Here is a 26,624-nt window from a genome sequence, read left to right as displayed (position 1 = left end):
CTCATGATGAGTCGGCCGTTCGGTTTTCTGTCTTCAACCGATTGCAGAGGGTTATCGATGAAAATGCTTCCCCTACGTGCGGCCATGGCGGCTGCGTTGCTGAGCGTTGCCATTGGCGCCTCGGCCAAACCCTTGGTGGTCTGCACCGAAGCCAGCCCGGAAGGCTTCGATATGGTCCAGTACACGACTGCAGTCACGGCGGATGCTGTGGCCGAAACCATCTTCAACCGCTTGGCCGACTTCAAACCCGGCACCACCGAAGTGATCCCGGCACTCGCCGAGTCCTGGGACATCAGCGAGGACGGCCTGACCTACACGTTCCATCTGCGTAAAGGCGTCAAGTTTCACACCACCGAATACTTCAAGCCGACTCGCGACATGAACGCCGACGACGTGGTCTGGAGCTTCCAGCGTCAGCTGGACCCGAATCACCCGTGGCACAAACTGTCGAGCGTGGGCTTTCCGTACTTTGAAAGCATGGGCTTCAAGGAACTGCTCAAAAGCGTCGAGAAAGTTGACGACAACACGGTCAAGTTCACCCTGACCCGCCGTGAAGCGCCGTTCCTGGCCGACATCGCCATGGCGTTCTCGTCGATCTACCCGGCCGAATACGCCGACCAGTTGCTCAAGGCCAACAAGACCGGCGACTTGAACAACAAGCCAATCGGCACCGGTCCCTTCATCTTCCAGCGTTACGCCAAGGATGCGCAGGTGCGCTTCAAGGCCAACCCGGACTACTTCCGCGGCAAGCCACCGGCCGACGCGCTGATCCTGGCGATCGCTACCGACAACAACGTGCGCCTGCAGAAACTCAAGGCCAACGAGTGCCAGATCGCCCTGTATCCGAAACCGGACGACATCCCGAGCATCAAGAAAGACAGCAACCTGAAAGTCGACGAGCTGGACGCGATGACCGTTTCGTACATCGCCATGAATACCAAGCACAAATACATGAGCGACGTGCGGGTGCGTAAAGCCATCGATATTGCTTTCGACAAGGAAGCCTATGTCAACGCGCTGTTCGGCAAAGGCAACGCGTCGGTTGCAGTCAACCCGTACCCGCCGACCTTGCTGGGCTACAACCATGATCTGAAGAACCCGCCACGCGACCTCGACGCCGCGCGCAAGCTGCTCAAGGAAGCCGGGGTTCCGGAAGGCACCACGTTTACCCTGTTCACCCGCAACGGTGGCGGTCCGACCAACCCCAACCCGATGCTCGGCGCGCAAATGATGCAGGCTGACCTGGCGAAAGTCGGGATCAAGATCGACATCCGCGTGATGGAATGGGGCGAAATGCTCAAGCGCGCCAAGGCCGGCGAGCACGATATGGTGTCGGCCGGATGGGCGGGCGACAACGGCGACCCGGATAACTTCCTGACGCCTATGCTCAGTTGCGAGGCCGCCAGGAACGGCGAAAACTACGCACGCTGGTGCAACGAGAAATTCCAGGCGCTGCTGGATGAAGCGCGGGCTAAAGTAGATCCGGCCGAACGCGCCGCGCTCTACGAACAGGCACAAGTGCTGTTTAATCAGGATCAGCCATGGATCAGCATGGCCCATACTCGGATGTTCACTGCAATGCGCAAAAATGTAGAGGGCTACCACATCAGCCCTCTCACAACCAATAACTTCGCCACCACCCAGGTGAAGTAGATAAGAAACGCCCGGCAGACCTGACCCCAGGCTCGCCGGGCACGCCTAACCGGCTGATGAGGTACCACACAAGATGTTTAGTTTTATTGCCCGCCGACTGGGGCTGTTGATCCCCACGTTTTTCGGCATCACCTTGCTGACTTTCGCGTTGATTCGCATGATTCCGGGCGACCCCGTGGAAGTGATGATGGGCGAACGTCGGGTCGACCCCGAAATGCACGCTCAGGCAATGGAACGCCTGGGGCTGAACAAGCCGCTGTATGCCCAGTATCTGGACTACATCGGCAAACTGGCCCAGGGCGATCTCGGTGAGTCGTTGCGTACCCGTGAAAGCGTGTGGACCGAGTTCACCTCTCTTTTCCCGGCGACCCTGGAACTGTCCATGGCCGCCCTGCTGTTCGCCGGCATCCTCGGGCTTCTGGCCGGGGTGATTGCGGCACTCAAACGAGGATCGCTGTTCGACCATGGGGTGATGGGCATCTCCCTCGCGGGTTATTCGATGCCGATCTTCTGGTGGGGTCTGATCCTGATCATGTTCTTCTCGGTGAGCCTGGGCTGGACGCCGGTATCCGGGCGCATCGACCTGCTGTATGACATCGAGCCGAAAACCGGCTTCATGCTGATCGACACGCTGCTGGCCGATGACGTCGGCGCGTTCTTCGACGCCCTGCATCACTTGATCCTGCCGGCTATCGTCCTCGGCACCATTCCGCTGGCGGTGATCGCGCGGATGACCCGTTCGTCGATGCTCGAAGTGCTGCGTGAAGACTACATCCGCACCGCCAAGGCCAAAGGCCTGTCGCCGTCGCGCGTGGTGTTCGTGCACGGTCTGCGCAACGCACTGATTCCGGTGCTGACCGTGGTCGGCCTGCAGGTCGGCACGCTGCTGGCCGGTGCAGTCCTGACCGAAACCATCTTCTCCTGGCCCGGCATCGGCAAATGGCTGATCGAAGCCATCGGCGCCCGGGACTATCCGGTGGTGCAAAACGGCATCCTGTTAATCGCCTGCCTGGTGATTCTGGTCAACTTCGTGGTGGACATCCTCTACGGCTTTGCCAACCCACGCATCCGTCATCAGCGCTGAGGTCAATACCCATGAGCACTCCAACATCCTCAGTAGCCACCGCCACGTCCGCCGTGGATCAAAGCCTGCTGTACCCGTCGCCGTACAAAGAATTCTGGCAAGCGTTCTCCAAGAACAAGGGCGCCGTTGCCGGCCTGCTGTTCATGCTGCTGATCATCTTCTGCGCGATCTTCGCTCCGTGGGTGGCGCCGCATAACCCGAGCGAGCAATACCGTGACTTCCTGCTGACGCCACCGGCGTGGCTCGAAGGCGGGCAGCTGCAGTTCCTGCTCGGCACCGATGAACTCGGTCGTGACCTGCTCTCGCGTCTGATCCAGGGCTCGCGCCTGTCGCTGTTGATCGGCTTGTCGTCGGTGGTGATGTCGTTGATTCCGGGGATCCTGCTGGGTCTGTTCGCCGGTTTCTTCCCGAAGATGATCGGCCCGACCATCATGCGTCTGATGGACATCATGCTGGCCCTGCCGTCGCTGTTGCTGGCCGTGGCGATCGTCGCCATCCTCGGCCCTGGCCTGATCAACACTGTGATCGCGATTGCCGTGGTTTCGCTGCCGTCCTACGTGCGCCTGACCCGTGCCGCCGTGATGGGCGAACTGAACCGCGACTACGTCACCGCCGCGCGTCTGGCCGGCGCCGGTCTGCCGCGTCTGATGTTCATCACCGTGTTGCCCAACTGCATGGCGCCGCTGATCGTGCAGGCGACCCTGAGCTTCTCGTCGGCGATCCTCGATGCTGCGGCACTGGGCTTCCTCGGCCTCGGCGTGCAACCACCAACCCCTGAGTGGGGCACCATGCTGGCCTCGGCCCGCGACTACATCGAACGCGCCTGGTGGGTAGTCAGCTTGCCTGGTTTGACCATTTTGCTCAGCGTGCTGGCAATCAACTTGATGGGCGACGGCCTGCGCGATGCGCTGGACCCGAAACTCAAGAACGCCGCCTGAGGAGATTCCCATGTCACTGCTAGAAATCAAGAATCTCAACGTCCGCTTCGGCGACAAGAACGCCACGCCGGTGGTCGACGGCCTCGACCTGAAAGTCGACAAAGGCGAAGTACTGGCCATCGTGGGCGAGTCGGGCTCGGGTAAATCCGTGACCATGATGGCGCTGATGGGCCTGATCGAGCATCCCGGCATCGTCACCGCCGATTCGCTCAGCTTCGACGGCAAGGACATGCTCAAGCTGAGCAACCGTCAGCGTCGACAAATCGTTGGCAAAGACCTGTCGATGGTGTTCCAGGACCCGATGACCGCGCTGAACCCGAGCTACACCGTCGGTTTCCAGATCGAAGAAGTGCTGCGCCTGCACCTGAAAATGTCCGGCAAGCAAGCGCGCAAGCGTGCCATCGAACTGCTGGAAAAAGTCGAGATCCCGGGCGCCGCCAGCCGTATGGATGCCTACCCGCATCAACTGTCTGGCGGCATGAGCCAGCGTGTCGCGATCGCCATGGCGATTGCCGGCGAGCCGAAACTGCTGATCGCTGACGAACCGACCACGGCCCTCGACGTGACGATTCAGGCGCAGATCATGGATCTGCTGCTGGCGTTGCAGAAAGAACAGAACATGGGCCTGGTGCTGATCACTCACGATCTCGCGGTCGTGGCGGAAACCGCTCAGCGCGTCTGCGTGATGTATGCAGGCCAGGCCGTTGAAGTCGGCCAGGTGCCGCAACTGTTCGACATCCCCGCACACCCGTACAGCGAAGCGCTGCTCAAGGCGATTCCCGAGCACAGCCTCGGCGCCTCACGCCTGTCGACCCTGCCGGGCATCGTTCCGGGTCGTTACGACCGTCCGCAAGGTTGCCTGCTGTCGCCGCGCTGCCCGTACGTGCAGGACAACTGCCGCGCCCAGCGTCCCGGCCTTGACCCGAAAAGCCACAGCCTCGCCCGCTGCTTCTACCCGCTGAACCAGGAGGTGGCGTAATGGCCGTCGTACTTACCGCCCGCGACCTGACCCGTCACTACGAAGTCTCCCGTGGCCTGTTCAAGGGCCACGCCACCGTGCGCGCGCTCAACGGCGTGTCGTTCGAACTGGAAGCCGGCAAGACCCTCGCCGTAGTGGGTGAGTCGGGCTGCGGCAAATCCACCCTCGCCCGCGCCCTGACACTGATCGAGGAGCCATCGTCCGGCTCGCTGAAAATCGCCGGCCAGGAAGTGCCCGGTGCCGACAAGACGCAACGCAAGCAATTGCGCAAAGACGTGCAAATGGTTTTTCAAAGCCCGTACGCGTCGCTGAACCCACGGCAGAAAATCGGTGATCAACTGGCCGAACCGCTGCTGATCAACACCAAGCTGTCGGCCAGCGAACGTCGCGAGAAAGTCCAGGCGATGATGAAGCAGGTCGGCTTGCGGCCCGAGCACTACCAGCGCTATCCGCACATGTTCTCCGGCGGTCAGCGCCAGCGAATCGCGCTGGCCCGGGCGATGATGCTGCAACCGAAAGTGCTGGTGGCGGATGAACCGACCTCGGCGCTGGACGTGTCGATTCAGGCCCAGGTGCTCAACCTGTTCATGGACCTGCAGCAGGAGTTCAACACCGCGTACGTGTTCATCTCGCACAACCTCGCGGTGGTGCAGCACGTGGCCGATGACGTGATGGTGATGTACCTCGGCCGCCCGGTGGAACTGGGCCCGAAAAACGCCATCTACGAGCGCCCGCTGCACCCTTACACCCAGGCGCTGCTATCGGCGACCCCGACCATTCACCCGGACCCGAACAAGCCGAAAATCAAGATCGTCGGCGAACTGCCCAACCCGCTGAACCCGCCTTCAGGCTGCGCCTTCCACAAGCGCTGCCCGTACGCGACCGAACGTTGCAGCACGGAAGAGCCGCTGCTGCGTGAGCTGGATAACCGGCAGGTGGCTTGCCACTACGCCGAGCAGTTTCTCGACGGCGCGGCATAAGGCCAATGCTGAGACCTGCATAAAACCTGTAGGAGCTGACGAGTGCAACGAGGCTGCGATCTTTTGATTTTCAGAAGCAAGATCAAAAGATCGCAGCGTTCCGCAGCTCCTACAGGGGATTTGCGGTGAATCAGAGTTAACCAAACCCCTTCCACCTCGATTGCGCATCAGTCGAGGCAGAAGGGGTTTTCTTTGCCCGGTGATTTACGTCTGGCTATCGCCTTCGTCATCCGGGTCATCGGTATCCGGCTCGTCAGTGGTCGTATCGTCATCATCGGCGCTGCCACCCTGATTCATATCCCCCGGCTCCGACTCGGACTTGGCGAGCACCAGCCCGCTATGCCCGACCTGGCCGTTGAACGCCTGAGATTCGTGATCCTCGCACTCGGCCCACGCCGTTGCGGTACCGAGGGACAGCATCACCGCCACTTTCAATAACATCAGAATCCGTAACAATCTGCTTTTCATGGCCGACTCCATCCTGTTGCGCTAAGACATGCTTGCCGGACTGGCTCCGAGTGAAATCTAGTTGCGATCGGCCCGGCTCACCACTTAGGACGCGGCCATGCAGGCATAAATGCCATCGACGGCCAGATTGCTTTCGAATAACTGCCATAACTGAAACAGCTAAGCGGCGCGTGTTGCCTGCCACGTCAGCGGGATGGAGATCAGCACCAGCAGCGCACTCATCAGCCAGACGCTGTGCCCGCCAAACTCGCCATAAAGCTGACCGCTGAGCACCGGCGACAACAACGCGCTGACGCTCCAGCTCATGAAGAACAGCCCGAAGTACTGACCGCTTTTGCCACTCTGGGCGAACTGCATCGCCAGTACATTGAGCGGCGGCATGAACAACGCCTCGCCCAGCGTCCAGATAACCGTCGACAAACACACAAAAGCCAACCCGGACCCGAACGGCAACATGCCCAGCCCACAGGCCAACAGCACGCTGCCGACGAGCATTTGCCAGCGCGAGCCCCAACGCTCGACCGAATGCGACAGCGGAATCTGCAACGCGATCACCAACAGCGCATTGAGCCCGAACTGCCAACCGATCGCTTCGGTGCTCAGGTGGTAGTGATCGCGCAGATAATTGCCCAGCGTGCTGTAAACGGTGTCGAACGCAATACCGAGCGCGGCCGTCGCTGCCAATAGCCAGAGGAACGGCTTGTCGCGATACGGCGAGCCGGCAGTGGCATCCAGCGCCAGCTCCTGCTGCAGAATCGGCCGCCGCCACGTTGTTCGTACAAACCACAGCAACGCCAGCATCGTCATCGCCGCACTGGCAAAAAACACCCAACGAAAATCCGCCTGCGCCAACACCCCACCGGCCACCCCGGCGGCGGCCATGCCCAGATTGCGCGCGACCCGACTTAAGGCCTGCGCCCGCGAGCGCTGCGCAACTTCGCAGTACTCCATGATCAGCCGCTGATGCAACGTCCGAATCGCCCCGTCGATGACACCGCTGAGCAACAGCAAACCGGCGAGCCACGGCACCTGGGTCACCAGTCCCAACAGCACCAGCACCCACACCGACACGAAAAACAGCGCCGCCGTTAGCCGCGCCGTGCGCACGTGATCACTGAGCCAGCCACCCAGCATCGAACCGACCAGCAACCCCGCCCCATAGGCCGAGAGCAACCAGCCGACGGTTTCAATCGCCAGGCCCAATTCCTGACGCAGGTACAACGCCATGAACAACTTGACCATGGCGCTGAGGCGATTGATGAACAAAAGCGCGGCGAGGACCCAGGCCATGGGGGTGAAATAGCCGTTGGGGCGCAGCAGATGATTCAGTCGACTTGTCACTCCGTTGGTCTCTTCGAACGACTGGCAGGAATGAAACACTAACGGCCGCACGGCGGTTTTCGCACCGCAAGACACTCAAACCACGAAAAAAGGATTCGCCCTACAAACCACTGTAGGAGATGCCGCAGGCTGAGAACTATTGACCTTACTTTTCAGGATCGCAGTCTTCTACAACCGAATTGGATTGAGTGCATCAAACAGAAAATCGTCGGCCCGCAGATCGCCTTCGCGAGCAAGCTCGCTCCACAGAGCAGCAAAAGCAAAAGATCGCAGCCTTCGGCAGCTCCTACACACGATGAGCGTAAGCTCGGGTGCTCTTGACCTTGCCTAACCAGCGACATCGGAAGGCTGAGTGGAGGGATCGATCCGGGCGTGGGAGGCCGAACGCAGGAGCAAAGCCTTTTGGTTCCTTTTTGCTGGGCCGGCACTCCGGCGTTTGAAAAAGGGACTCGCCGTAAGGGCGAAACCGCCAGCCGCAGCACCCGAAGCAACGGATATTCACCCAGAACCCCAAGAGCCTGGTCGGCCCAAAGGCCGCCAAGACCAAAACCGGCAGCCCATAAAAAAGCCCCCAAGGCCTACACCTCCGGGGGCTTCAGAACAACAACTCAAAGCTTAATGATGCTCTCGCGTCGCGCGGAATTTCACATCCGGCCAGCGCTCTTCCATCAACGCCAGATTCACCCGCGTAGGCGCCAGATAGGTCAAATGCCCACCGCCATCGAGCGCCAGGTTCTCCACCGCCTTGTTGGAAAACTCCTCAAGCTTCTTCTTGTCGTCGCACTCGATCCAGCGCGCCGAGTACACAGTGATGGGCTCATACGAGCACTCAACTTTGTATTCTTCTTTCAACCGGCTCGCGACCACATCGAACTGCAGCACACCGACGGCACCAAGAATGATGTCGTTGCTGCGTTCCGGGAAGAACACCTGCGTCGCGCCCTCTTCCGCCAACTGCTGCAAGCCCTGACGCAGTTGCTTGGATTTCAGCGGATCACGCAGACGCACGCGACGGAACAGTTCCGGGGCGAAGTGCGGTATACCGGTGAAACCGAGGACTTCGCCTTCGCTGAAGGTGTCGCCGATCTGGATCGTGCCGTGGTTGTGCAGGCCGATGATGTCGCCGGCGTAGGCCTCTTCCAGCTGTTCACGCTCGGAGGAGAAGAACGTCAGGGCGTCGCCGATGCGCACGTCCTTGCCGGTGCGCACATGGCGCATCTTCATGCCTTTTTCGTACTTGCCGGAGCAGATACGCATGAAGGCGATGCGGTCGCGGTGTTTCGGGTCCATGTTCGCCTGGATCTTGAAGATGAAGCCCGAGAACTTCTCTTCGACCGGTTCGACAGTGCGCTCGTTGGCGACACGGGCCAGCGGACGCGGCGCCCAGTCAACGACAGCATCAAGCACATGGTCGACACCGAAGTTGCCCAGCGCGGTACCGAAGAACACCGGGGTCAGTTGACCGTCGAGGAATTCCTGCTGGTTGAATTCGTGGCAGGCGCCCTGCACCAGTTCCAGCTGTTCGATAAAGCGCTCGTACTCATCGCCCAGGTGCGCGCGCGCCTCGTCGGAGTCGAGTTTCTCGATGATCTTGGTCTCGGTGCGCTCGTGGCCATGACCGGCGGTGTAAACGATGATGTAGTCATCAGCCAGGTGGTACACGCCCTTGAAGTCGCGGTAGCAACCGATCGGCCAGGTGATCGGCGCCGCCTTGATCTTCAGAACAGCTTCGATTTCGTCGAGCAGTTCGATCGGGTCGCGGATGTCACGGTCGAGTTTGTTGATGAAGCTGACGATCGGCGTGTCACGCAGTCGGCAAACGTCCATCAGCGCGATGGTACGCGGCTCGACACCTTTACCGCCGTCGAGCACCATCAAGGCCGAGTCCACCGCAGTCAGGGTGCGGTAGGTGTCTTCGGAGAAGTCTTCGTGGCCCGGGGTGTCGAGCAGGTTGATCATGTGTTCTCGATAGGGGAACTGCATGACCGACGTGGTAATGGAAATACCCCGCTGCTTCTCCATCTCCATCCAGTCGGAGGTCGCATGGCGATCGGATTTACGGGATTTCACCGTACCGGCCACCGCAATCGCCTTGCCCATCAACAGGAGCTTTTCGGTGATCGTGGTTTTACCGGCATCGGGGTGGGAAATAATGGCGAAAGTGCGGCGTTTCGCGACTTCGGCGGCCTGTTGGGTCATGGGAAATCGCCTGGCGGTGATTCAAAAAAGGGCGGCGAGTATAGCTTAAAAAGTGATCGCCGAACCACCGTCCCTCGGCCGCGCAAAACCCCGTAGGAGCTACCGAAGGCTGCGATCTTTGATCCTGTTTTTTAGAGGCCAGATCAAAAGATCGCAGCCTGCGGCAGCTCCAACAGGTGGCCAGATGGCATCCAATGTGGGAACCTTTTAAAGCACGGAGACGTCCATCCCCTGTTACGAATTGTCGTCAGGGGCTGAAAAATCAGCAAGTTAGCCTGACGAGGCTGCGCTCATGGCTCGCTTTCACACCGCTTGGCCGGTGCTGGAAAACGGCTACTTTTCGCGAACGCTGACTCCGGCAGCCAGGAATGGTTTTGCCACGCGGAGCAGCGCTCGCCGACTACAAAAAAAGGAGTCCGCCTGTGGCTATCCGCTATGGCAAAGGGCTGATGGGAGGTGCGGTGGTGATCGCGCTCCTGGCCCTGCTGGTCCACTGGATCGGCATCAACACGATCGAACACTACCGCGACGATTTGTTGTTTTACCTGCAAGCTCATCTGGTTCTCGTCCTCGCTTCCATGCTGGCCGCCCTTGTCGTGGGCATCCCCGCCGGTATCTTCCTCAGCCGCCCGAACATGGTCGGCCGCGCCGAACGCTTCATGCAGATCTTCAATATCGGCAACACCGTGCCACCGTTGGCCGTGCTCGCGATTGCGTTGGGCATACTCGGCATCGGCAGCGGCCCGGCGATCTTCGCGTTGTTCCTCGCCTCCCTGTTGCCGATCGTGCGCAACACCTACGAAGGCCTGAAAAATGTCCAGGGCTCGCTGAAAGAAGCCGCCGTCGGCATCGGCATGACGCCGCGCCAGGTGCTGTGGAAAGTCGAATTGCCCAACGCCGTGCCGATCATTGTCGGCGGCGTGCGTGTCGCACTGGCCATCAACGTCGGCACTGCGCCACTGGCCTTTCTGATCGGCGCCAACAGCCTTGGCAGCCTGATCTTCCCCGGCATCGCCCTGAACAATCAGCCGCAACTGCTGCTCGGCGCCGCGTGCACCGCGCTGCTGGCGTTGTTGCTCGATGGCGTGGTCACCCTTGCCAGCCGTCTCTGGCTGGAACGCGGTTTGCGCCCGTCTTAAGGCGTTTGAAGGAATATTTATGAAACGACTCAGCTTGATCCTAGGCTGCTTCCTGCTGTTCGCAGGAATCGCACAAGCCGCTGAAAAACCGGTGATTCGCCTCGGCGCCCGGGTCTTCACCGAGCAGACCCTGCTCGCCGAAATCACCGCGCAATACCTGCGCAGCAAAGGCTACGACGCGCAGATCACCGGCGGTCTGGGCAGCAACCTCGCCCGCAGCGCCCACGAAAGCGGACAACTGGACATGCTCTGGGAGTACACCGGCGTATCGCTGGTGGCCTACAACCATGTCACAGAAAAACTCGACAGCGCGCAGTCCTACGCCCGGGTCAAGGAACTCGACGCGAAGAAAGGCCTGATCTGGCTGACGCCGTCGAAGTTCAGCAACACCTACGCCCTCGCCCTGCCGAAAAAAATCGCTGAGGAATATCCACAGATCAGCAACATCAGCCAGCTCAACGACGTGCTGCGCGCCGAAGCCAAGAGCAATCATCTGGTGGCGCTGGATACCGAGTTCGCCAACCGCTCCGACGGTCTGGACGGCATGGTCAAGCTCTACGACATGAACCTGACCCGCAAGAACATCCGCCAGATGGACGCGGGCCTGGTCTACACCGCACTGCGCAACGGCCAGGTGTTTGCCGGTCTGGTCTACACCACCGACGGCCGCCTCAACGCTTTCGGCCTGAAGTTGCTGGCCGACGACAAGCATTACTTCCCCGACTACACCGCCGCGCCCGTGGTGCGTCAGGCCACGCTGGATGCCAACCCGAAACTGGCCGAGCAACTCAAGCCGCTGGCCGAACTGTTCGACGATGAAACCATGCGCCAGCTCAACGCGCGGGTCGACGTCAATCATGAAAGCCCATCGTCCGTTGCCGCCGATTTCCTGCGTCAGCACCCACTGAATTAAGAGAGGAAAAGTCATGGAATTTCTGAACGCCTTTTCCCATCTCGACTGGCAGCAGGTGATGCACCTGACCTGGCAGCACATCACTTTGGTCGGCATCGCCGTGAGCCTGGCGATCGTTATCGGTGTGCCGCTGGGCATTCTGATGACGCGCTTTCCAGCCCTCGCCGGCCCGTTGCAGGCCAGCGCCACGGTGCTGCTGACTGTGCCGTCGATTGCCCTGTTCGGCCTGCTGCTGCCGTTCTATTCCAAGTTCGGCCAGGGCCTTGGCCCGCTGCCGGCGATCACTGCGGTGTTTTTGTATTCACTGCTGCCGATCATGCGCAACACCTACCTCGCCCTCACCGGCGTCGAGCCGGGCATTCGCGAAGCCGCGCGCGGCATCGGCATGACCTTCGGTCAGCGCCTGCGCATGGTTGAACTGCCCATCGCGGTGCCAGTGATCCTCGCTGGCGTGCGCACCGCCGTGGTGATGAACATCGGCGTGATGACCATCGCCGCCACCATCGGCGCTGGCGGTCTCGGTGTGCTGATCCTCGCCTCCATCAGCCGCAGCGACATGTCGATGCTCATCGTCGGCGCGCTGCTGGTCAGTCTTCTGGCGATCTTCGCCGACCTCTTCCTGCAGTGGCTGCAACGCTCGCTGACTCCAAAAGGACTCCTCAAATGATCGAACTTCAAAACCTCAGCAAGACCTTCCAAAGCAACGGCAAAGATGTCAAAGCCGTGGACTCGGTGAGCCTGACCGTCAATGAAGGCGAGATCTGCGTGTTCCTCGGGCCATCGGGTTGCGGCAAAAGCACCACGCTGAAAATGATCAATCGCCTGATCAAACCGACCTCGGGCAAGATCCTGATCAATGGCGAAGACACCACCGATCTCGACGAGGTGACCCTGCGCCGCAACATCGGCTATGTGATCCAGCAGATCGGTCTGTTCCCCAACATGACCATCGAAGAAAACATCGTCGTGGTGCCGAAGCTGCTCGGCTGGGACAAACAGAAATGCCACGACCGCGCCCGCGAGCTGATGAGCATGATCAAGCTCGAGCCCAAGCAGTATCTGCATCGCTACCCGCGTGAATTGTCCGGTGGTCAGCAGCAGCGCATCGGTGTAATCCGTGCACTCGCAGCCGACGCCCCGCTGTTGCTGATGGACGAGCCGTTCGGTGCGGTCGACCCGATCAACCGCGAGATGATCCAGAACGAATTCTTCGAGATGCAGCGCGCGCTGAACAAGACCGTGATCATGGTCAGCCATGACATCGATGAGGCGATCAAGCTCGGCGACAAGATTGCGATCTTCCGCGCCGGCAAACTGCTGCAGATCGATCATCCGGACACCCTGCTCGCGCACCCGGCGGATGATTTCGTCAGCAACTTCGTCGGTCAGGACAGCACGCTCAAGCGCCTGCTGTTGGTGAAAGCCGAAGACGCGGCGGACAACGCGCCATCGGTGAGCCCGGAAACGCCCGTAGCCGATGCGCTGGAATTGATGGACGAACATGACCGTCGCTACGTCGTAGTCACCTGCGCGGAGAACAAGGCGCTGGGCTATGTGCGTCGTCGCGACCTGCATCGCCAGACCGGCACCTGCGCGCAGTTCCTGCGCGAGTTCAACGCCACGGCGGCTTACGACGAGCACTTGCGTATCCTGCTGTCACGCATGTACGAGTTCAACCGCGCCTGGCTGCCGGTGATGGATGCCGAACGGGTTTTCCTTGGCGAGGTGACGCAGGAGTCGATTGCCGAGTACCTGAGTTCCGGTAAATCCCGTGGCGGCAAAACCAGCATTGTTTCGCCTGCTGAAACGGCGGCTTCCTGATCTGACAATTCCGCCGCTGAGTTTAAATTCAGTGGCGGCCTTGTTCAATCAATCCATTATGATTACACCCAACAACATAACTACCAAATGAAACTTTGTTTTCAACCCAGAAATAAAAACTATTAAATCCGAACGTTCATTTTCGGCAAAACTCCTTTAAAAGTAATGACTCACCAATCAATTCAACTTGATCAAAAAAGTCATCGACCAAGCAATTAAATTGCTGTTGTTCGTATAAGGAGTTTGTAATGAGCGATATGAATGCAACATTCGACACAGATGCAGCTATCACCGCCGGGCCGGCCGTGAGCCTTCGATTCTCCGGCGCTGGTAATCCGAACAAAGTACGCCGCGGAAACAGCCTTGAAAAACTTCCGGCAGGTGACGCACTGGACGCACAAGGAAACATCGTCCCGGGCATATCGGGAAGTTTTAGACTGGAAACTCCCCTCCCAGGCGTTTCGGTGTTTTCCCGAGGGGGTCTGAACGGAAGAGTCGCGGTAACTAACGTACAACAAAACATGACCATTCGTGTCGTCGTTACCACGCAGACTAGTCCGCCGGTTACAGGATTTTATACCGTGATTGTTGAAGTTATTGGTTGAGACACAGGCAAATAAAACCAACTGAAATATCCGCACTACTGCGCCATTTCTCTTCTCCCGGATATCAAGCTTCCCCCTTCGGGGGGAACATCAATTCGTCATGACTGTCAGCTACACAGGTACCTGTCCAAGACCGCACGACGGAACCTTGCAAAAACGCGACATTTTTTGTTGATCTCGAGCCCCTCACGCCCTAAAGTTCGCGCCGAACGTCCATGCTGGAAACGATCCATCCGGCTCAAGTACTGACGACGAGACAGCAAGGCCAAGGGAACGCAGCACATCTCCCATGGCCTTTTTGCTTTCGGCGACATGCCTTGGGAAGTAGGCGAACCAAAGTGGGGATACGGAGGGCGTTCAGGAGGGTGTGTCATCAATGAATTCACGAGTGCGCCGGAGTCCGCTTTTGCGCAGGGCAAGGCGCGAGGTCCGCAGTTTGGTTGTTCCAGATAAGGGACGAGCAACGCAGCCCTGCACAAAAGCGGGCCCGGCCCTTCGGGTTGAGCCTGAGCGCGCGCCATGCTGCGTTGCAGGCTTCGCGAAGAGAGTGACCATTAGCGGCGGCCTGCGCCTTGCCTGGCACGCGCTCAGGTTCAACGCACTCGCGAATTCATTGATGACACACCCTCTCACCCATTGTTTTTACGAGTTTGCCCATAGGAGCACCCAGCATGTCGATCCAGGTCGAAGACTATTTCGCGCGCACTACATTCGACAAAATGAAGGCGTTCGCCGACAAACAGGAAACCCCGTTCGTGGTGATCGACACCGCGATGATCGCCCAGGCCTACGATGACCTGCGCGCCGGTTTCGAATTTGCCAAGGTCTACTACGCGGTCAAGGCGAACCCGGCCGTCGAGATCATCGACCTGCTCAAGGACAAGGGTTCGAGCTTCGACATCGCCTCGATCTACGAGCTGGACAAGGTGATGGATCGTGGCGTCAGCGCCGACCGTATCAGCTACGGCAACACCATCAAGAAATCCAAGGACATCCGCTACTTCTACGAGAAGGGCGTGCGCCTGTTCTCCACCGACTCCGAAGCCGACCTGCGCAACATCGCCAAGGCGGCACCGGGTTCGAAAGTTTATGTGCGCATCCTGACTGAAGGCTCGACCACCGCCGACTGGCCGTTGTCGCGCAAATTCGGCTGCCAGACCGACATGGCCATGGACCTGCTGATCCTCGCCCGCGACCTGGGCCTGGTGCCGTACGGCATCTCGTTCCACGTCGGCTCGCAACAACGCGACATCAGCGTCTGGGACGCAGCGATCGCCAAGGTCAAAGTCATCTTCGAACGTTTGAAGGAAGAAGACGGCATCCACCTCAAGCTGATCAACATGGGCGGTGGCTTCCCGGCCAACTACATCACCCGCACCAACAGCCTGGAGACCTATGCCGAGGAGATCATCCGTTTCCTCAAGGAAGACTTCGGTGATGAGCTGCCGGAAATCATTCTCGAGCCAGGCCGTTCGCTGATTGCCAACGCCGGCATTCTGGTCAGCGAAGTTGTGCTGGTTGCACGCAAGTCGCGCACTGCCGTCGAGCGCTGGGTTTATACCGATGTGGGCAAGTTCTCCGGCCTGATCGAAACCATGGACGAAGCGATCAAGTTTCCGATCTGGACCGAGAAGAAAGGCGAGATGGAAGAAGTCGTGATCGCCGGCCCTACCTGCGACAGCGCCGACATCATGTATGAGAACTACAAGTATGGCTTGCCGCTGAACCTGGCAATTGGTGACCGTTTGTACTGGTTGTCGACCGGTGCGTACACCACCAGTTACAGCGCGGTAGAGTTCAATGGGTTTCCGCCGTTGAAGTCATATTACGTATAAATAGTTGGTAATATCGAAGAACCCGTGCCCAGGCACGGGTTTTTTATTTAGAGATTGAAACATTGATACCCCACCAATAACCCGTTACATAGAAAAGCTATACCCGCCGCAGAAAACAACTCTAACCTGAGAACTCCAGCATATTTAAAAAGGATTTAAAAATGCAAACGAGTTCAAGCAAGTTAGTCACAAAAAACGATATAAAAAAAATCAAGGACTACATCTCGACCGCGCAATCGCTACCCCGCACGATCGAGGATGTAGAAACGCAGTTAAAGGCAAAAAATACCGGCATCGTCGGGCTTGAGCCATTTGATATCGTCGAACTGAACCATAAGGTCATTAACAACGCGAGCTCGTGGAATGATATCGAATACTCCATGAAGCGCGTCGGTGGCAGCCTCGCAACCTTCTCGGAGGACTTGGAACATTTTGGACAGGAAATCATCGACGCCATCTCGACCATGCCCAGTTACCTGAATTACCTCGGTACCATCAGCACGCTAACCGAGGATGAAATAAACAGTCTGCTGCCATTGGAGATAGGCAAGGCGGAGAAAAACCGATTTGGCTCCATTCAGGATTCACTGGTGTTTATCGCCAATTCCATAGATGAGAAGAAGCTGAACAGTCAGGATCTGATAATGCGCCTGCAGCACTTCAAGGCCGAACTCCACCATACCGTCGCTCCAGGCATCGGCAGCAAGATGAAACTGGCTAACAATAACGAAATCAATCGACAGATCACCGATTTGAACCTGGCGATTGATAAAGCTCAAGCGCGCCTTGATGAGAAGATTCGAGAGACCGAACCAAATTTCTTCCAGCACATCCTGGCTTTTATGAGCCCATACCCGAAGGGTGCTTATCAGGCCTTTGAATTATTCGAGATCAAGAATCTTGCTCCATTGCGTGAGCAACGGGACCAACTGGTAGAACAGGTTAAACAAAAAGATATTCTCGCCGGCACTCTTCTGCAGTTACACACTGACCTTGACAGCCTCTTAATCTTTATCGACGGCGCCATCCAGAGCACTTCGCAACTTGAAACGGTCTGGGTATCAATCTCCGAATATATCAACTCCTCAAAAAACAAAGTAATGGGCATGCATGACTTCCTCACTCTCAGAAGCTTTGTTTCAAGTTTGCGTGTTGTCTTGAAGAACTGGAAGACCATTCAAACCAATTCGAATGCATTGGTCGCTGCGTTCGACTGACTCACACAAAACAACGAAAAGGACATTCTTATGGAACTTGCGAGTTATGTACTACCCGATCTAGCCACTGTTCACGAAAGTCGTGAAGCCATCCGATATCAGGCGATTGTTGGCTCCGCCAATTTGTACATCAAAGCCTTGGGCAACGAACTGCTCGGCCTCAATGCAGCGATTGGCCACGCTGACCAACTGGCCGCCAATGCCATTAGCAGCGCGATCATTGCACTGGAAACCGGCGATCTACGCGAGAACCTGCAAGCGCTGACAGCGTTGAAGACGCGTGAAACAGACACCCAGACTCTGAATGCCATAAAAGTCTACTCGACAATCTCCAGCCAACTGATGGACCTGTGCACTGACCAGATTTCGCAGTTGCACGAAAAACTCGGAGAGGGCGTCTTCAACGTTCAGAGCGTAACCATCACTAACAATCACTTCAGGCTCGCTGAGCTTGCCGCTGTCAGAGTCGGCCTGGAACAACAACTCAGTGCCGAGCAAGAGCCGCTGGCCGAAATGAACGCCGGTTTGACCGTGCTGAACATCGCGATCGCTGAATTCGAGAAACTCACAATCATCGACCGTCTCAAACCACTGCTGGATCAATTGAAGACGTTGGCTGGCAACAAACCGGCAACGCCTGAAAGCGCGGCATTGGAGGCGGGCATAATTGTTGCCAGCAAGTTTCTGGACGAGGCGAACGAGCTGATCAAATACCAGAGCCTGACCGAGGCCCGGAACATCATTCAAACCCGCATAGCGCAGCGCGAGGAACGCTTATCGGCTTTAACTGGCCAGCTGCGTGAGAACGACAGCAGAACCCTGCAACTGAACGATACGCAGAAAGTCATTCCCCACCGACAGGCCTATATCGGTGAAACCAACAAACTGATCGACGCGCTGTATCGCTTTCTCGATACGGTTATGTATGCGCCCCGCGATGATGTTCAGGCCCGCGGCGAGCTCATGCTCAAAAACAGCCAGGCACTGCGCAGCTACATGACAAACCTTAAGGGACGCTGGTTACGCGGCTGACCGCTAACTGTGGCTCCTCATTGCAGCTGAGGGGCCACAGTACGGGCTCTCACTAATGTCATTCGCTCGCGGTAGGCCTGAGCCATGCTGCGGATGGCTGGATGGGGGGAGGCCAGCAGCGATTCACTGCTGACATGAAGAAAAGACAGATTACCTTTGTCCAACGCTGCATCGAGCCAACTGATGGCCTCTTCAATCCTCCCCTCATCGGCCAACACCGCCGCATAACTGAACTGACCACGAAAATCCCCAGCTTCAGCCGAACGCCGATACCAGTCACGCGCCGCTAACGGATCCGCCGCTGATGCCAGCCCTTCTTCCAGATAGCGCCCCGCCAAATTCATCGACTTGGCGTGCCCCGACTCAGCGGCTTGACGATAAAGCGCAAAAGCTTGCGGCTGATCCACAGCTACGCCGCGACCGGTGGCGAGAAGGTTGGCGAGGTTGTACATCGACCAATCCAGACCCGCTTCGGCAGCGATCCGATAATGCTGCGCCGCCACCGAGGCATCCGCCGCACAACCCCAACCATGCTCATGGCAACGTCCGAGCATGTTGCGCGCCATCAGGTGCCCTTGCCCGGCGGCGATACCGAACCAGCGCAGCGCCAGCGGTTGATCCTGGGCAATGCCTTGGCCATCGAGCAGAATCTGTCCAAGCAACGCCTGCGCTTCAATCTCGCCCGCACCCGCTGCGACGAGAATCGCCTGCGCCGCTCGGGCCGGGCTTTCTTCAAGCATTGCCGCCAACCCGGCCGCATCGAGGACTTCCTTGCGGCGCACCTGCAAATTCATACCTCCGCCCAACGCCGCAGCAGGTTGTGATAAGTGCCAGTGAGGCGGATCAGCGAGGGATGATCGGGGACGTCTTGTGTCAGTTGCTGAATCGCTCCGTCCATTTCGAACAGCAAGGCGCGCTGGCTGTCTTCGCGCACCAGACTTTGTGTCCAGAAGAACGAGGCATAACGTGCGCCGCGAGTGACGGCGTTGACCTTGTGCAAACTGCTGCCTGGATACAACACCATGTCGCCGGCCGGCAGTTTCACTCGCTGGGTGCCAAAGGTGTCCTGAATCTCCAGTTCGCCGCCGTCGTAATCGTCCGGCTCGCTGAAAAACAGCGTTGCCGACAAATCAGTGCGCACACGTTCGATACTGCCCTTGGGCTGGCGCACGGCGTTGTCGATGTGAAAGTCGAAACTGCCGCCAGCCGTGTAGCAGTTCAGCAACGGTGGGAAGACTTTGTGCGGCAACGCGGCGGACATGAACAGCGGATTTTTCCACAGCCGCTCGAGCATCGCCGCGCCGATTTCCTTGGCCAGCGGGTGACCCTCGGGCAGTTGCAGATTGTGCTTGGCCTTGGCCGACTGGAAGCCGGCGGTGATTTTGCCATCGGCCCAATCCGCCTGCTCCAGGGCCTGGCGGATGCGCTGCACTTCGTCTTTTGCGAACAGCCCGGGGATGTGCAGCAGCATGGCGATGTCACCTGATGGCAAGAAGACGGCAATGGTATTGATTCTTATTGAGCGTGTAAAACCCGCAAGACGAATGAATGGGCAAAAACCATAAGGGCAAATTGTAAAGAATGTAAATTCAATGCGAATAACAATGTTTCGCAATTGATACGAATACCCGTTTACCCTATATTCCGCCGCCTCAAATCCTTGGGGAGGGGAATAAAAATGGCACGTCAATACGCACAATTACCGGTCAGTTCACCACGTCTGCTCGCCTCGGCAATCGGTGTCGCGATCACCGCCGGCTCCGCTGGGCAGATGGTTTTCGCGGCGGAAAAAACCGACAGCAAAGTTTCCGGCAATGCCATCTCCCTGGACGCCACCGCCATCACGGGCGAAGCCCAGGACTCGACCTCCTATCAGGTCGAAAAAGCCTCCTCGCCCAAGTACACCGCGCCGCTGGTCGACACGCCGCGCTCGGTTACCGTCATCCCGCAACAAGTGCTCAAGGATACCGGCGCGCTGAACATGCAGGACGCCTTGCGTACCGTGCCGGGCATCACTTTCGGCGCCGGTGAAGGCGGCAACCCCCAAGGCGATCGACCGTTCATTCGCGGCTTCGACGCCCAGGGCGACACCTACCTGGACGGCGTGCGCGACACCGGTTCGCAGAGCCGCGAAATCTTCGCCGTTGAAAACATCGAAGTCAGCAAAGGCCCGAACTCGGCGATTGGCGGTCGCGGCGCCGCCGGCGGCAGCATCAATCTGGTCAGCAAGAAAGCTCATCTGGGCGACTCGTTTGACGGTGGTTTCACCTACGGCTCCGACCAGACCCAGCGCTACACCCTCGACGGTAACTACCAGTTCAGCGACAGCGCGGCCGGCCGTCTCAACCTGATGAGCCACGAGAGCAACGTTGCCGGGCGCGACAAGGTCGATTACGACCGTTGGGGCATCGCCCCGTCCTTGGCGTTTGGCTTGGGCACCGATACCCGCGTCAACCTCGACTACTACCATCTGGAAAGCAACGACACACCGGACTCGGGCATCCCGTACAGCCTGTCGAACCCGCGCACCAAGTCCAATCCGGACAAGCCGTACGCCGGTGGCGATGACAGCAACTTCTACGGTCTGGACCGCGACTTCCGCAAGGGCCGCACCGACACCGCGACCTTCGCCATCGAGCACGACCTCAACGACTCGTTGACCCTCAAGAACACCCTGCGTCACGGCAGCAGCATGCAGGATTACATTCTCACCCAGCCGGACGACAGCAAGGGCAACGTCAACAACGGCACCGTCTGGCGTCGCGCCAACACGCGGGTCAGCAACACCGAAACCACCACCAACCAGACCGACCTGTTCGGCACCTTCTACGTGGCCGGTTTCAAGAACAGCTTCTCCACCGGGGTCGAATACACCCGCGAGCAGAGCGAAAAATCTTCGTACAACGTCAACACCGACACCACGCCGCGCACCACCAACGTGCCTTCGAGCAGCAACTGCACGCCGGCCATGCTCGGGGCTCCGAGCAATTACAACTGCACCTCGCTGTCGAACCCGAATCCGAACGATCCGTGGAACGGCGCAATCTCGCGCAACTACGCCGGCACCGACACCCAGGCCGACACCTACGCGCTGTACGTGTTCGACACGCTGGAGTTGTCCGAGCAATGGCTGGTGAACATGGGCCTGCGTTACGACCATTTCGACACCGACTACAAAACCTACAACGCCGCTGGCACCACGACTTCCAAGGGCGATGACACCAGCGAGTTCGTCACCGGCCAGTTCGGCGTGGTCTACAAGCCAGCGGAAAACGGCAGCATCTACGCCTCTTATGCAACCTCGGCGACACCGCCGGGCAACACCTTGGGCGAAGGTCAGGAAGGCAACCCGCTGGGCGGCACGCCGGATCGCAGCGGCAACCTGCTGAGCAGCGACATGGAGCCGGAAACCACCAAGAACTACGAAATCGGCACCAAGTGGGATCTGCTCAATGATCGCCTGTCGCTGACCGCCGACATCTTTCGCACCGAGAAGGAAAACGCGCGCGTGCAGGTCGACACCAGCTCCTACGAGAACGCCGGCAAGACCCGCGTGCAAGGCTTCGAACTGTCGGCCAGCGGCAAGATCACCGACAAGTGGCAGGTGTTCGCCGGTTACGCCTTCATGGACAGCGAACAGGTTGACGGTGGCCCGCTGGGTCGCGCCAACGACGGCAACGACTTGCCGAACACACCGAAAAACAGCGCCAGCCTGTGGACCACGTATCAGGTCACGCCGAAGCTGACGATCGGTGGTGGCGCGTTCTACGTCGACGACGTCTACGGCAGTGTCGCCAACACCACGATGGTCGATTCCTATGTACGTTACGACGCGATGGCGGCCTACAAGCTGACCAGGAATGTGGATCTGCAACTCAACGTGCAGAACCTGACCGACGAAACCTATTACGACAAAGCTTTCTCGACCCACTTCGCCAATCAGGCGGCGGGCCGGACGGCGCTGTTGAGCACCAATTTCCACTTCTGACCCTGTAGGAGCTGCGGCACGCTGCGATCTTTTGATCTTGCTTTTGATTCTGCAAAAAAATCAAAAGATCGCAGCCTTCGGCAGCTCCTACAAAGAACAATCCGCCCCGTTCATTCAATTGAACGGGGCTTTTGTGTGTTACGCAAAACGCTTCTTGATAACCCACGGCATAATGCGCGCCGTGATGACAAATTTCCGAACGGACGGCGAGTGACGTGTTGAAGAAAACCCTGTTCCAGTTGCACTGGTTTTTTGGCATCACCGCAGGGCTGGTGCTGGCTCTGATGGGCATCACCGGCGCGGCCTATTCGTTTCAGGACGAAATCCTGCGCGCGCTGAATCCGTCCGTGTTGCAGGTGGAAAAACAGGTTGCCGGGGTGTTGCCACCAGTGGAACTGGTGGAGCGCATCGAAGCCGCGTCCGGCAAGAAAGTCGCGATGCTCTGGGTCGAGACCGACAGCGGTCACGCCGCACGGGTGTTCTTCACCCCGCCCAAGGGCGAACGGCGAGGCGAGATGCGCTACTTCGATCCGTACACCGCGGAGTTCAAGGGCAACGCCACCGGCCAGGACTTCTTCGGCCTGATGCTGCAACTGCACCGCTTCCTCGCCATGGGCGACACCGGGCGCAACATCACCGGCGCCTGCACTTTGATGCTGTTGTTCTTCTGTCTCTCCGGCCTTTATCTGCGCTGGCCACGCCAGTGGAACAGCTGGCGCGTGTGGCTGACACTGGACTGGAAAAAGAAAGGGCGCGCCTTCAATTGGGATTTGCACTCGGTGGCCGGCACCTGGTGCCTGTTGGTCTATCTGCTGTTGGCATTGACCGGGTTGTCGTGGTCGTACGAGTGGTACAACAAAGGCCTGACCCGACTGCTTTCCGACGCGCCGCAAAACGAACGTGTACGCGGCGGTCGCGGCCCGGCGCCGGAAGGCCCGGCACCAACGGCCGACTACGCGGCGATGTGGAGCAGCATCTACAGCGCCGCCGGCCCGGGCCTGGCCGCGTACAACATCCGCATGCCAGCGGTGGCCGGCCAACCGGCGACCGTGTTCTACCTGCTCGATAGCTCGCCCCATGACCGTGCGCTAAACCAGATCACTCTCAATCCGGCCACCGGCGTGGTCAAACGCGTCGACCGCTATGCCGACAAAAGCTTCAAGGCACAACTGCTGACCAGCATTTATGCGCTGCACGTCGGCAGCTACTTCGGCCTCGTCGGGCGCATCATCGTGACGATTGCCGCGGTGTGCATGCCGCTGTTTTTTATCACCGGCTGGCTGCTGTACCTCGATCGGCGGCGCAAGAAAAAGCAGATCAAGGATGCCCGCCAAGGCCTCGCGCAACCGTCAGCCGATGCTTCGGCATGGCTGGTCGGCTTCGCCAGCCAGAGCGGTTTCGCCGAACAATTGGCGTGGCAGACCGCCGGACAATTGCAGGCCGCCGGGCTGCCAGTCAACGTGCAGCCGCTGGCCAATCTCAGCGAACAGGATCTGCGTGAGTCGAACAACGCATTGTTCGTAGTCAGCACCTTCGGCGACGGCGAAGCGCCCGACAGCGCCCGAGGTTTCGAACGCAAAGTGCTGGCCAAGGCCTCGACACTCGACAGCCTCAACTACGCCGTGCTCGGCCTCGGCGATCGGCAGTACGCGCACTTCTGCGGCTTCGCCAAGCGCCTGCATCAATGGCTCGGCGAACACGGCGGCAAAACGCTGTTCGCCCCGGTGGAAGTCGACAGCGGCGATCCCTACGCGCTGCGTCACTGGCAAACCCAACTCGGCCAGCTCACCGGACAGGCGCCGAGCGAAACCTGGCAAGCACCCAGCTACGACAACTGGACGCTTATCCGTCGCGAACTGATGAACCCCGACAGCAGCGGCGCGCCGGTTTACCTGCTCGGCCTCAAAGCCCCGGACACCCGCAGCTGGCTGGCCGGTGATCTGGTCGAAGTGCTGCCGCGCAACTGCCCGTGGGCCATCGAACATTTCCTCGACGGCCTCGGCATTCGTGGCGAAACTCAAGTAAAGGTCAACGGCATCGACGAGCCGCTGGAAGTCGCCCTCGCCTCACGCCAGCTGCCCGAACACCGCGCGCATCTGGTCGGCCTGCATGCGCAATCGCTGGTCGACGCCATGGTGCCACTGGCGATGCGCGAATACTCGATCGCCTCGATTGCCGCTGACGGCGTGCTGGAACTGATCGTGCGCCAGGAACAGCACAACGACGGCAACCTCGGCATCGGCTCCGGCTGGCTCACCGAGCATGCGCCAGTGGGTGGCAGCATCAGCCTGCGGGTGCGGCGCAACAGCGCTTTCCATCTGCCAAACGAGCCGGTGCCGATGATCCTGCTGGGCAACGGCACCGGCCTCGCCGGCCTGCGCAGTTTGCTCAAGGCACGCATTGCCGATGGTCAGCAACGGCAGTGGCTGCTGTTCGGCGAGCGCAATCGCGAGCACGACTTCCTCTGCCGCGCCGAGCTGGAGGAATGGCTGGTCAACGGTGATCTGGCGCGATTGGATCTGGCCTTCTCGCGGGATCAGGCCGAGAAGATTTATGTGCAGGATCGCCTGCGGGATTCGGCCGATGAGCTGAAGCGATGGCTGGCTGATGGCGCCGTCATCTATATCTGCGGCAGCCTTCAAGGCATGGCCTCAGGCGTGGATCAGGCCCTCAACGATATCCTCGGCAGCGACGAAGTCGAACGTCTGATCGAACAGGGCCGCTATCGCCGGGACGTTTACTGACCCACCTCATGCCTCCTGTGGGAGCGGGCTTGCTCGCGAAGGCGTGGTGTCAGCACATATTTACTTGTCTGACCCACCGCCTTCGCGAGCAAGCCCGCTCCCACAAGGGGTTGCACTGCCGGTGAAGTCAGACCGGTTGTAGTTTCTGTTCGAAAACCGCTATGCCATCCAGATCCCGCAACACCACGCTCATCTCCCCGCTCTGCCCTTCGATATTCACCTCGCCAAAAAACTGAAAACCGGCAAACGGCGAGGTGTTCTGCGCCGGCGGTGCCTTCTCGAAAACCACTTCTGGCCCAAACGTCTTGTCCAGCGGATTCGGCCCGAAACTGCCGGCGTTCAACGGCCCGGCGACGAATTCCCAGAACGGTTGGAAATCCTGAAACGCCGCGCGATCCGGGTGGTAGTGATGCGCCGCGCAGTAATGCACGTCCGCCGTCAGAAATACGAAATTACGCACCTGCTGAGCGCGCAGAAAGCCGAGCAATTCGGCGATTTCCAGTTCGCGTCCCTGCGCCGGTCCGGGGTCGCCGTTAGCCACCGCTTCCCAACGCGCTACGCCCGGACTGACTTCGCCATCCGGAACGCCAAGGCCGATGGGCATGTCGGCGGCGATGACTTTCCACTGCGCCTTCGACGCCTGCAATTCACGCTTGAGCCAGTCCAGTTGCTCGCGCCCGAGAAACGGTTTTGCCCCGCCAAGGTTGTCGTCATTGGCCTCGCGATAACTGCGCATATCCAGCACAAATACATCGAGCATCGGCCCGTAACTGAGCTTGCGATAAATGCGCCCGCCGCCGTCCGCCGCTTGCAAACGCATCGGCGCATATTCCAGCCACGCCTGCCGCGCGCGACCGACCAGTTTGTGGATATCTTTCTCCTGATAGCGCTCATCCAGCTGCTTGCCCGGCGACCAGTTGTTGACCACTTCGTGATCGTCCCACTGCCAGATCTGCGGCACTTCGGCGTTGAAGCGCCGGATGTTTTCGTCCATCAGGTTGTAGCGGTAGTTGCCGCGATAATCGTCGAGGGTCTGCGCGACTTTGCTCTTGGCTTGCGTGGTGAGGTTGCGCCAGATGCGCCCGCTTTCGGTGGTCAGTTGCGCGGGCACCGGGCCGTCGGCGTAGATGGTGTCGCCGCTGTGGATAAAGAAGTCGGGCAGGCGCAGGCGCATGGCTTCGTAGATGCGCATGCCGCCGATGTCCGGGTTGATGCCGAAGCCCTGGCCGACGGTGTCACCGCTCCAGACAAAACGGATGTCACGCCTGGCCGTCGGCACGCTGCGCAGGTGACCGAACCACGGCTCGCTGGCGACGCCGCTCTGGGCATCTTCGAAGTGCACACGATAGAAAATCGCCTGGTTCGCCGGCAGGCCGGTGAGTTCGACGCGAGCGGTGAAATCGCTGCGCGCATCGGCCAGTGGCGAGACGAATTTGCGCGGGTTGCCGAACAGGCTGCCAGTGTCCCACTCGACCACCATGCGCGCCGGACGATCGCTGCGGCTCCAGATCATCGCGCGGTCGCCGAGCAGGTCGCCGGACTGCACGCCGTCGGTGAGCTGCGGACGATCCTTGACCGAAGCAATCACCGCCGGCGCCAGCCCTGGCAACAAGAGTCCGGCACCGACCGCTTGCATGACGCGACGCCGGCCGAGGTTGAAATCGCTCATGGTGTTCCCCTTGCAAAAG

General features: G+C 59.2%; 21 protein-coding genes. 15 read left to right on the top strand and 6 right to left on the bottom strand.

All coding sequences use genetic code 11. From position 1 onward, the window contains the following. Window positions 1-57: 57 nt before the first annotated feature. From ACP7D9_RS18925 to ACP7D9_RS18905, 5 genes are all read left to right on the top strand, one after another. Entirely contained in the window at window positions 58-1,653 is a 1,596-nt protein-coding gene (locus ACP7D9_RS18925) for an ABC transporter substrate-binding protein (protein ID WP_426159098.1), read from the top strand. Window positions 1,654-1,726: 73 nt separating this feature from the next. Further along, the gene (locus ACP7D9_RS18920; protein ID WP_016771720.1) at window positions 1,727-2,737 is read left to right on the top strand and encodes an ABC transporter permease subunit; all 1,011 of its coding nucleotides are present in this window, start codon (window positions 1,727-1,729) and stop codon (window positions 2,735-2,737) included. A gap of 11 nt (window positions 2,738-2,748) precedes the next feature. Next, a complete protein-coding gene (locus ACP7D9_RS18915) occupies window positions 2,749-3,675 on the top strand; it encodes an ABC transporter permease subunit (protein WP_101158002.1) in 927 nt (308 codons plus the stop codon). Between the two features lie 10 nt (window positions 3,676-3,685). Then, window positions 3,686-4,654, top strand: a complete 969-nt coding sequence (locus ACP7D9_RS18910) for an ABC transporter ATP-binding protein (RefSeq protein ID WP_101158004.1) — start codon at window positions 3,686-3,688, stop codon at window positions 4,652-4,654. After that, a complete protein-coding gene (locus ACP7D9_RS18905) occupies window positions 4,654-5,634 on the top strand; it encodes a peptide ABC transporter ATP-binding protein (RefSeq protein WP_426159096.1) in 981 nt (326 codons plus the stop codon). The genes ACP7D9_RS18910 and ACP7D9_RS18905 overlap by 1 nt, the downstream gene beginning before the upstream one ends. A 204-nt stretch (window positions 5,635-5,838) precedes the next feature. Here the strand turns inward: ACP7D9_RS18905 and ACP7D9_RS18900 are convergent, their stop codons facing one another. The 3 genes from ACP7D9_RS18900 to ACP7D9_RS18890 form a co-directional block, all read right to left on the bottom strand. Continuing rightward, complete coding sequence (locus tag ACP7D9_RS18900) at window positions 5,839-6,102, bottom strand: hypothetical protein (RefSeq protein ID WP_426159094.1); 264 nt, start codon at window positions 6,100-6,102, stop codon at window positions 5,839-5,841. A 159-nt stretch (window positions 6,103-6,261) separates the two neighbouring features. After that, window positions 6,262-7,443, bottom strand: coding sequence for an MFS transporter (locus ACP7D9_RS18895; RefSeq protein ID WP_101158010.1), 1,182 nt, complete (start codon window positions 7,441-7,443; stop codon window positions 6,262-6,264). A gap of 615 nt (window positions 7,444-8,058) precedes the next feature. Continuing rightward, on the bottom strand, window positions 8,059-9,642 hold the full coding sequence (locus ACP7D9_RS18890; RefSeq protein WP_016771727.1) for a peptide chain release factor 3: 1,584 nt from the start codon (window positions 9,640-9,642) through the stop codon (window positions 8,059-8,061). A gap of 449 nt (window positions 9,643-10,091) precedes the next feature. Between ACP7D9_RS18890 and ACP7D9_RS18885 the strand changes: the two genes are divergently transcribed. The 8 genes from ACP7D9_RS18885 (at window position 10,092) to ACP7D9_RS18850 (ending at window position 18,204) form a co-directional block, all read left to right on the top strand. Then, on the top strand, window positions 10,092-10,781 hold the full coding sequence (locus tag ACP7D9_RS18885) for an ABC transporter permease (protein WP_172833351.1): 690 nt from the start codon (window positions 10,092-10,094) through the stop codon (window positions 10,779-10,781). Between the two features lie 19 nt (window positions 10,782-10,800). Then, window positions 10,801-11,694 (top strand): glycine betaine ABC transporter substrate-binding protein, encoded by an 894-nt coding sequence (locus ACP7D9_RS18880; RefSeq protein WP_206415507.1) that lies wholly within the window; start codon window positions 10,801-10,803, stop codon window positions 11,692-11,694. 13 nt (window positions 11,695-11,707) lie between these two features. Next, window positions 11,708-12,361, top strand: a complete 654-nt coding sequence (locus ACP7D9_RS18875) for an ABC transporter permease (protein WP_426159091.1) — start codon at window positions 11,708-11,710, stop codon at window positions 12,359-12,361. Further along, window positions 12,358-13,515: a betaine/proline/choline family ABC transporter ATP-binding protein gene (locus ACP7D9_RS18870; RefSeq protein ID WP_426159090.1), complete on the top strand. Its 1,158-nt coding sequence runs from the start codon at window positions 12,358-12,360 to the stop codon at window positions 13,513-13,515. The genes ACP7D9_RS18875 and ACP7D9_RS18870 overlap by 4 nt, the downstream gene beginning before the upstream one ends. A 248-nt stretch (window positions 13,516-13,763) precedes the next feature. Further along, window positions 13,764-14,120, top strand: coding sequence for a hypothetical protein (locus tag ACP7D9_RS18865; protein WP_426159088.1), 357 nt, complete (start codon window positions 13,764-13,766; stop codon window positions 14,118-14,120). A gap of 671 nt (window positions 14,121-14,791) precedes the next feature. After that, the gene (locus ACP7D9_RS18860) at window positions 14,792-15,955 is read left to right on the top strand and encodes a type III PLP-dependent enzyme (RefSeq protein WP_426159086.1); all 1,164 of its coding nucleotides are present in this window, start codon (window positions 14,792-14,794) and stop codon (window positions 15,953-15,955) included. Between the two features lie 161 nt (window positions 15,956-16,116). Next, on the top strand, window positions 16,117-17,172 hold the full coding sequence (locus ACP7D9_RS18855) for an alpha-xenorhabdolysin family binary toxin subunit A (RefSeq protein ID WP_426159084.1): 1,056 nt from the start codon (window positions 16,117-16,119) through the stop codon (window positions 17,170-17,172). A gap of 138 nt (window positions 17,173-17,310) precedes the next feature. Beyond that, the gene (locus tag ACP7D9_RS18850) at window positions 17,311-18,204 is read left to right on the top strand and encodes an alpha-xenorhabdolysin family binary toxin subunit B (RefSeq protein ID WP_426159082.1); all 894 of its coding nucleotides are present in this window, start codon (window positions 17,311-17,313) and stop codon (window positions 18,202-18,204) included. Between the two features lie 17 nt (window positions 18,205-18,221). Here ACP7D9_RS18850 and ACP7D9_RS18845 read toward each other — a convergent pair whose 3' ends face one another. Both ACP7D9_RS18845 and ACP7D9_RS18840 read right to left on the bottom strand, forming a co-directional pair. Beyond that, complete coding sequence (locus ACP7D9_RS18845) at window positions 18,222-18,998, bottom strand: tetratricopeptide repeat protein (RefSeq protein ID WP_426159080.1); 777 nt, start codon at window positions 18,996-18,998, stop codon at window positions 18,222-18,224. After that, complete coding sequence (locus ACP7D9_RS18840) at window positions 18,995-19,675, bottom strand: Fe2+-dependent dioxygenase (protein ID WP_101158023.1); 681 nt, start codon at window positions 19,673-19,675, stop codon at window positions 18,995-18,997. The genes ACP7D9_RS18845 and ACP7D9_RS18840 overlap by 4 nt, the downstream gene beginning before the upstream one ends. Before the next feature lie 207 nt (window positions 19,676-19,882). Here ACP7D9_RS18840 and ACP7D9_RS18835 point away from each other — a divergent pair, with 207 nt between their 5' ends. Continuing rightward, complete coding sequence (locus tag ACP7D9_RS18835; protein ID WP_426159078.1) at window positions 19,883-22,192, top strand: TonB-dependent receptor; 2,310 nt, start codon at window positions 19,883-19,885, stop codon at window positions 22,190-22,192. A 215-nt stretch (window positions 22,193-22,407) separates the two neighbouring features. Next, window positions 22,408-24,936 (top strand): PepSY domain-containing protein, encoded by a 2,529-nt coding sequence (locus ACP7D9_RS18830; protein WP_426159076.1) that lies wholly within the window; start codon window positions 22,408-22,410, stop codon window positions 24,934-24,936. Window positions 24,937-25,063: 127 nt separating this feature from the next. Here ACP7D9_RS18830 and ACP7D9_RS18825 read toward each other — a convergent pair whose 3' ends face one another. Beyond that, window positions 25,064-26,605 carry an alkaline phosphatase D family protein gene (locus ACP7D9_RS18825; RefSeq protein WP_426159074.1) on the bottom strand — a complete coding sequence of 514 codons (1,542 nt, stop codon included), beginning with the start codon at window positions 26,603-26,605 and terminating at the stop codon, window positions 25,064-25,066. Window positions 26,606-26,624 lie beyond the last annotated feature (19 nt).

It is taken from the genome of Pseudomonas sp. TSRC2-2, assembly GCF_049897785.1.
Classification (GTDB): Bacteria; Pseudomonadota; Gammaproteobacteria; order Pseudomonadales; family Pseudomonadaceae; genus Aquipseudomonas.
The sequence above is the reverse complement of the archived record's forward strand: the minus strand, read 5'-3'. Positions and strand labels throughout refer to the sequence as shown.

Excerpts from the sequence above, each read along its gene's own strand:
- ACP7D9_RS18925 (WP_426159098.1), top strand. The coding sequence starts at position 58 with ATGAAAATGCTTCCCCTACGTGCGGCCATGGCGGCTGCGTTGCTGAGC.
- ACP7D9_RS18920 (WP_016771720.1), top strand. The coding sequence starts at position 1,727 with ATGTTTAGTTTTATTGCCCGCCGACTGGGGCTGTTGATCCCCACGTTT.
- ACP7D9_RS18915 (WP_101158002.1), top strand. The coding sequence starts at position 2,749 with ATGAGCACTCCAACATCCTCAGTAGCCACCGCCACGTCCGCCGTGGAT.
- ACP7D9_RS18910 (WP_101158004.1), top strand. The coding sequence starts at position 3,686 with ATGTCACTGCTAGAAATCAAGAATCTCAACGTCCGCTTCGGCGACAAG.
- ACP7D9_RS18905 (WP_426159096.1), top strand. The coding sequence starts at position 4,654 with ATGGCCGTCGTACTTACCGCCCGCGACCTGACCCGTCACTACGAAGTC.
- ACP7D9_RS18900 (WP_426159094.1), bottom strand. The coding sequence starts at position 6,102 with ATGAAAAGCAGATTGTTACGGATTCTGATGTTATTGAAAGTGGCGGTG.
- ACP7D9_RS18890 (WP_016771727.1), bottom strand. The coding sequence starts at position 9,642 with ATGACCCAACAGGCCGCCGAAGTCGCGAAACGCCGCACTTTCGCCATT.
- ACP7D9_RS18885 (WP_172833351.1), top strand. The coding sequence starts at position 10,092 with ATGGGAGGTGCGGTGGTGATCGCGCTCCTGGCCCTGCTGGTCCACTGG.
- ACP7D9_RS18880 (WP_206415507.1), top strand. The coding sequence starts at position 10,801 with ATGAAACGACTCAGCTTGATCCTAGGCTGCTTCCTGCTGTTCGCAGGA.
- ACP7D9_RS18875 (WP_426159091.1), top strand. The coding sequence starts at position 11,708 with ATGGAATTTCTGAACGCCTTTTCCCATCTCGACTGGCAGCAGGTGATG.
- ACP7D9_RS18870 (WP_426159090.1), top strand. The coding sequence starts at position 12,358 with ATGATCGAACTTCAAAACCTCAGCAAGACCTTCCAAAGCAACGGCAAA.
- ACP7D9_RS18865 (WP_426159088.1), top strand. The coding sequence starts at position 13,764 with ATGAGCGATATGAATGCAACATTCGACACAGATGCAGCTATCACCGCC.
- ACP7D9_RS18860 (WP_426159086.1), top strand. The coding sequence starts at position 14,792 with ATGTCGATCCAGGTCGAAGACTATTTCGCGCGCACTACATTCGACAAA.
- ACP7D9_RS18855 (WP_426159084.1), top strand. The coding sequence starts at position 16,117 with ATGCAAACGAGTTCAAGCAAGTTAGTCACAAAAAACGATATAAAAAAA.
- ACP7D9_RS18845 (WP_426159080.1), bottom strand. The coding sequence starts at position 18,998 with ATGAATTTGCAGGTGCGCCGCAAGGAAGTCCTCGATGCGGCCGGGTTG.
- ACP7D9_RS18840 (WP_101158023.1), bottom strand. The coding sequence starts at position 19,675 with ATGCTGCTGCACATCCCCGGGCTGTTCGCAAAAGACGAAGTGCAGCGC.
- ACP7D9_RS18835 (WP_426159078.1), top strand. The coding sequence starts at position 19,883 with ATGGCACGTCAATACGCACAATTACCGGTCAGTTCACCACGTCTGCTC.
- ACP7D9_RS18825 (WP_426159074.1), bottom strand. The coding sequence starts at position 26,605 with ATGAGCGATTTCAACCTCGGCCGGCGTCGCGTCATGCAAGCGGTCGGT.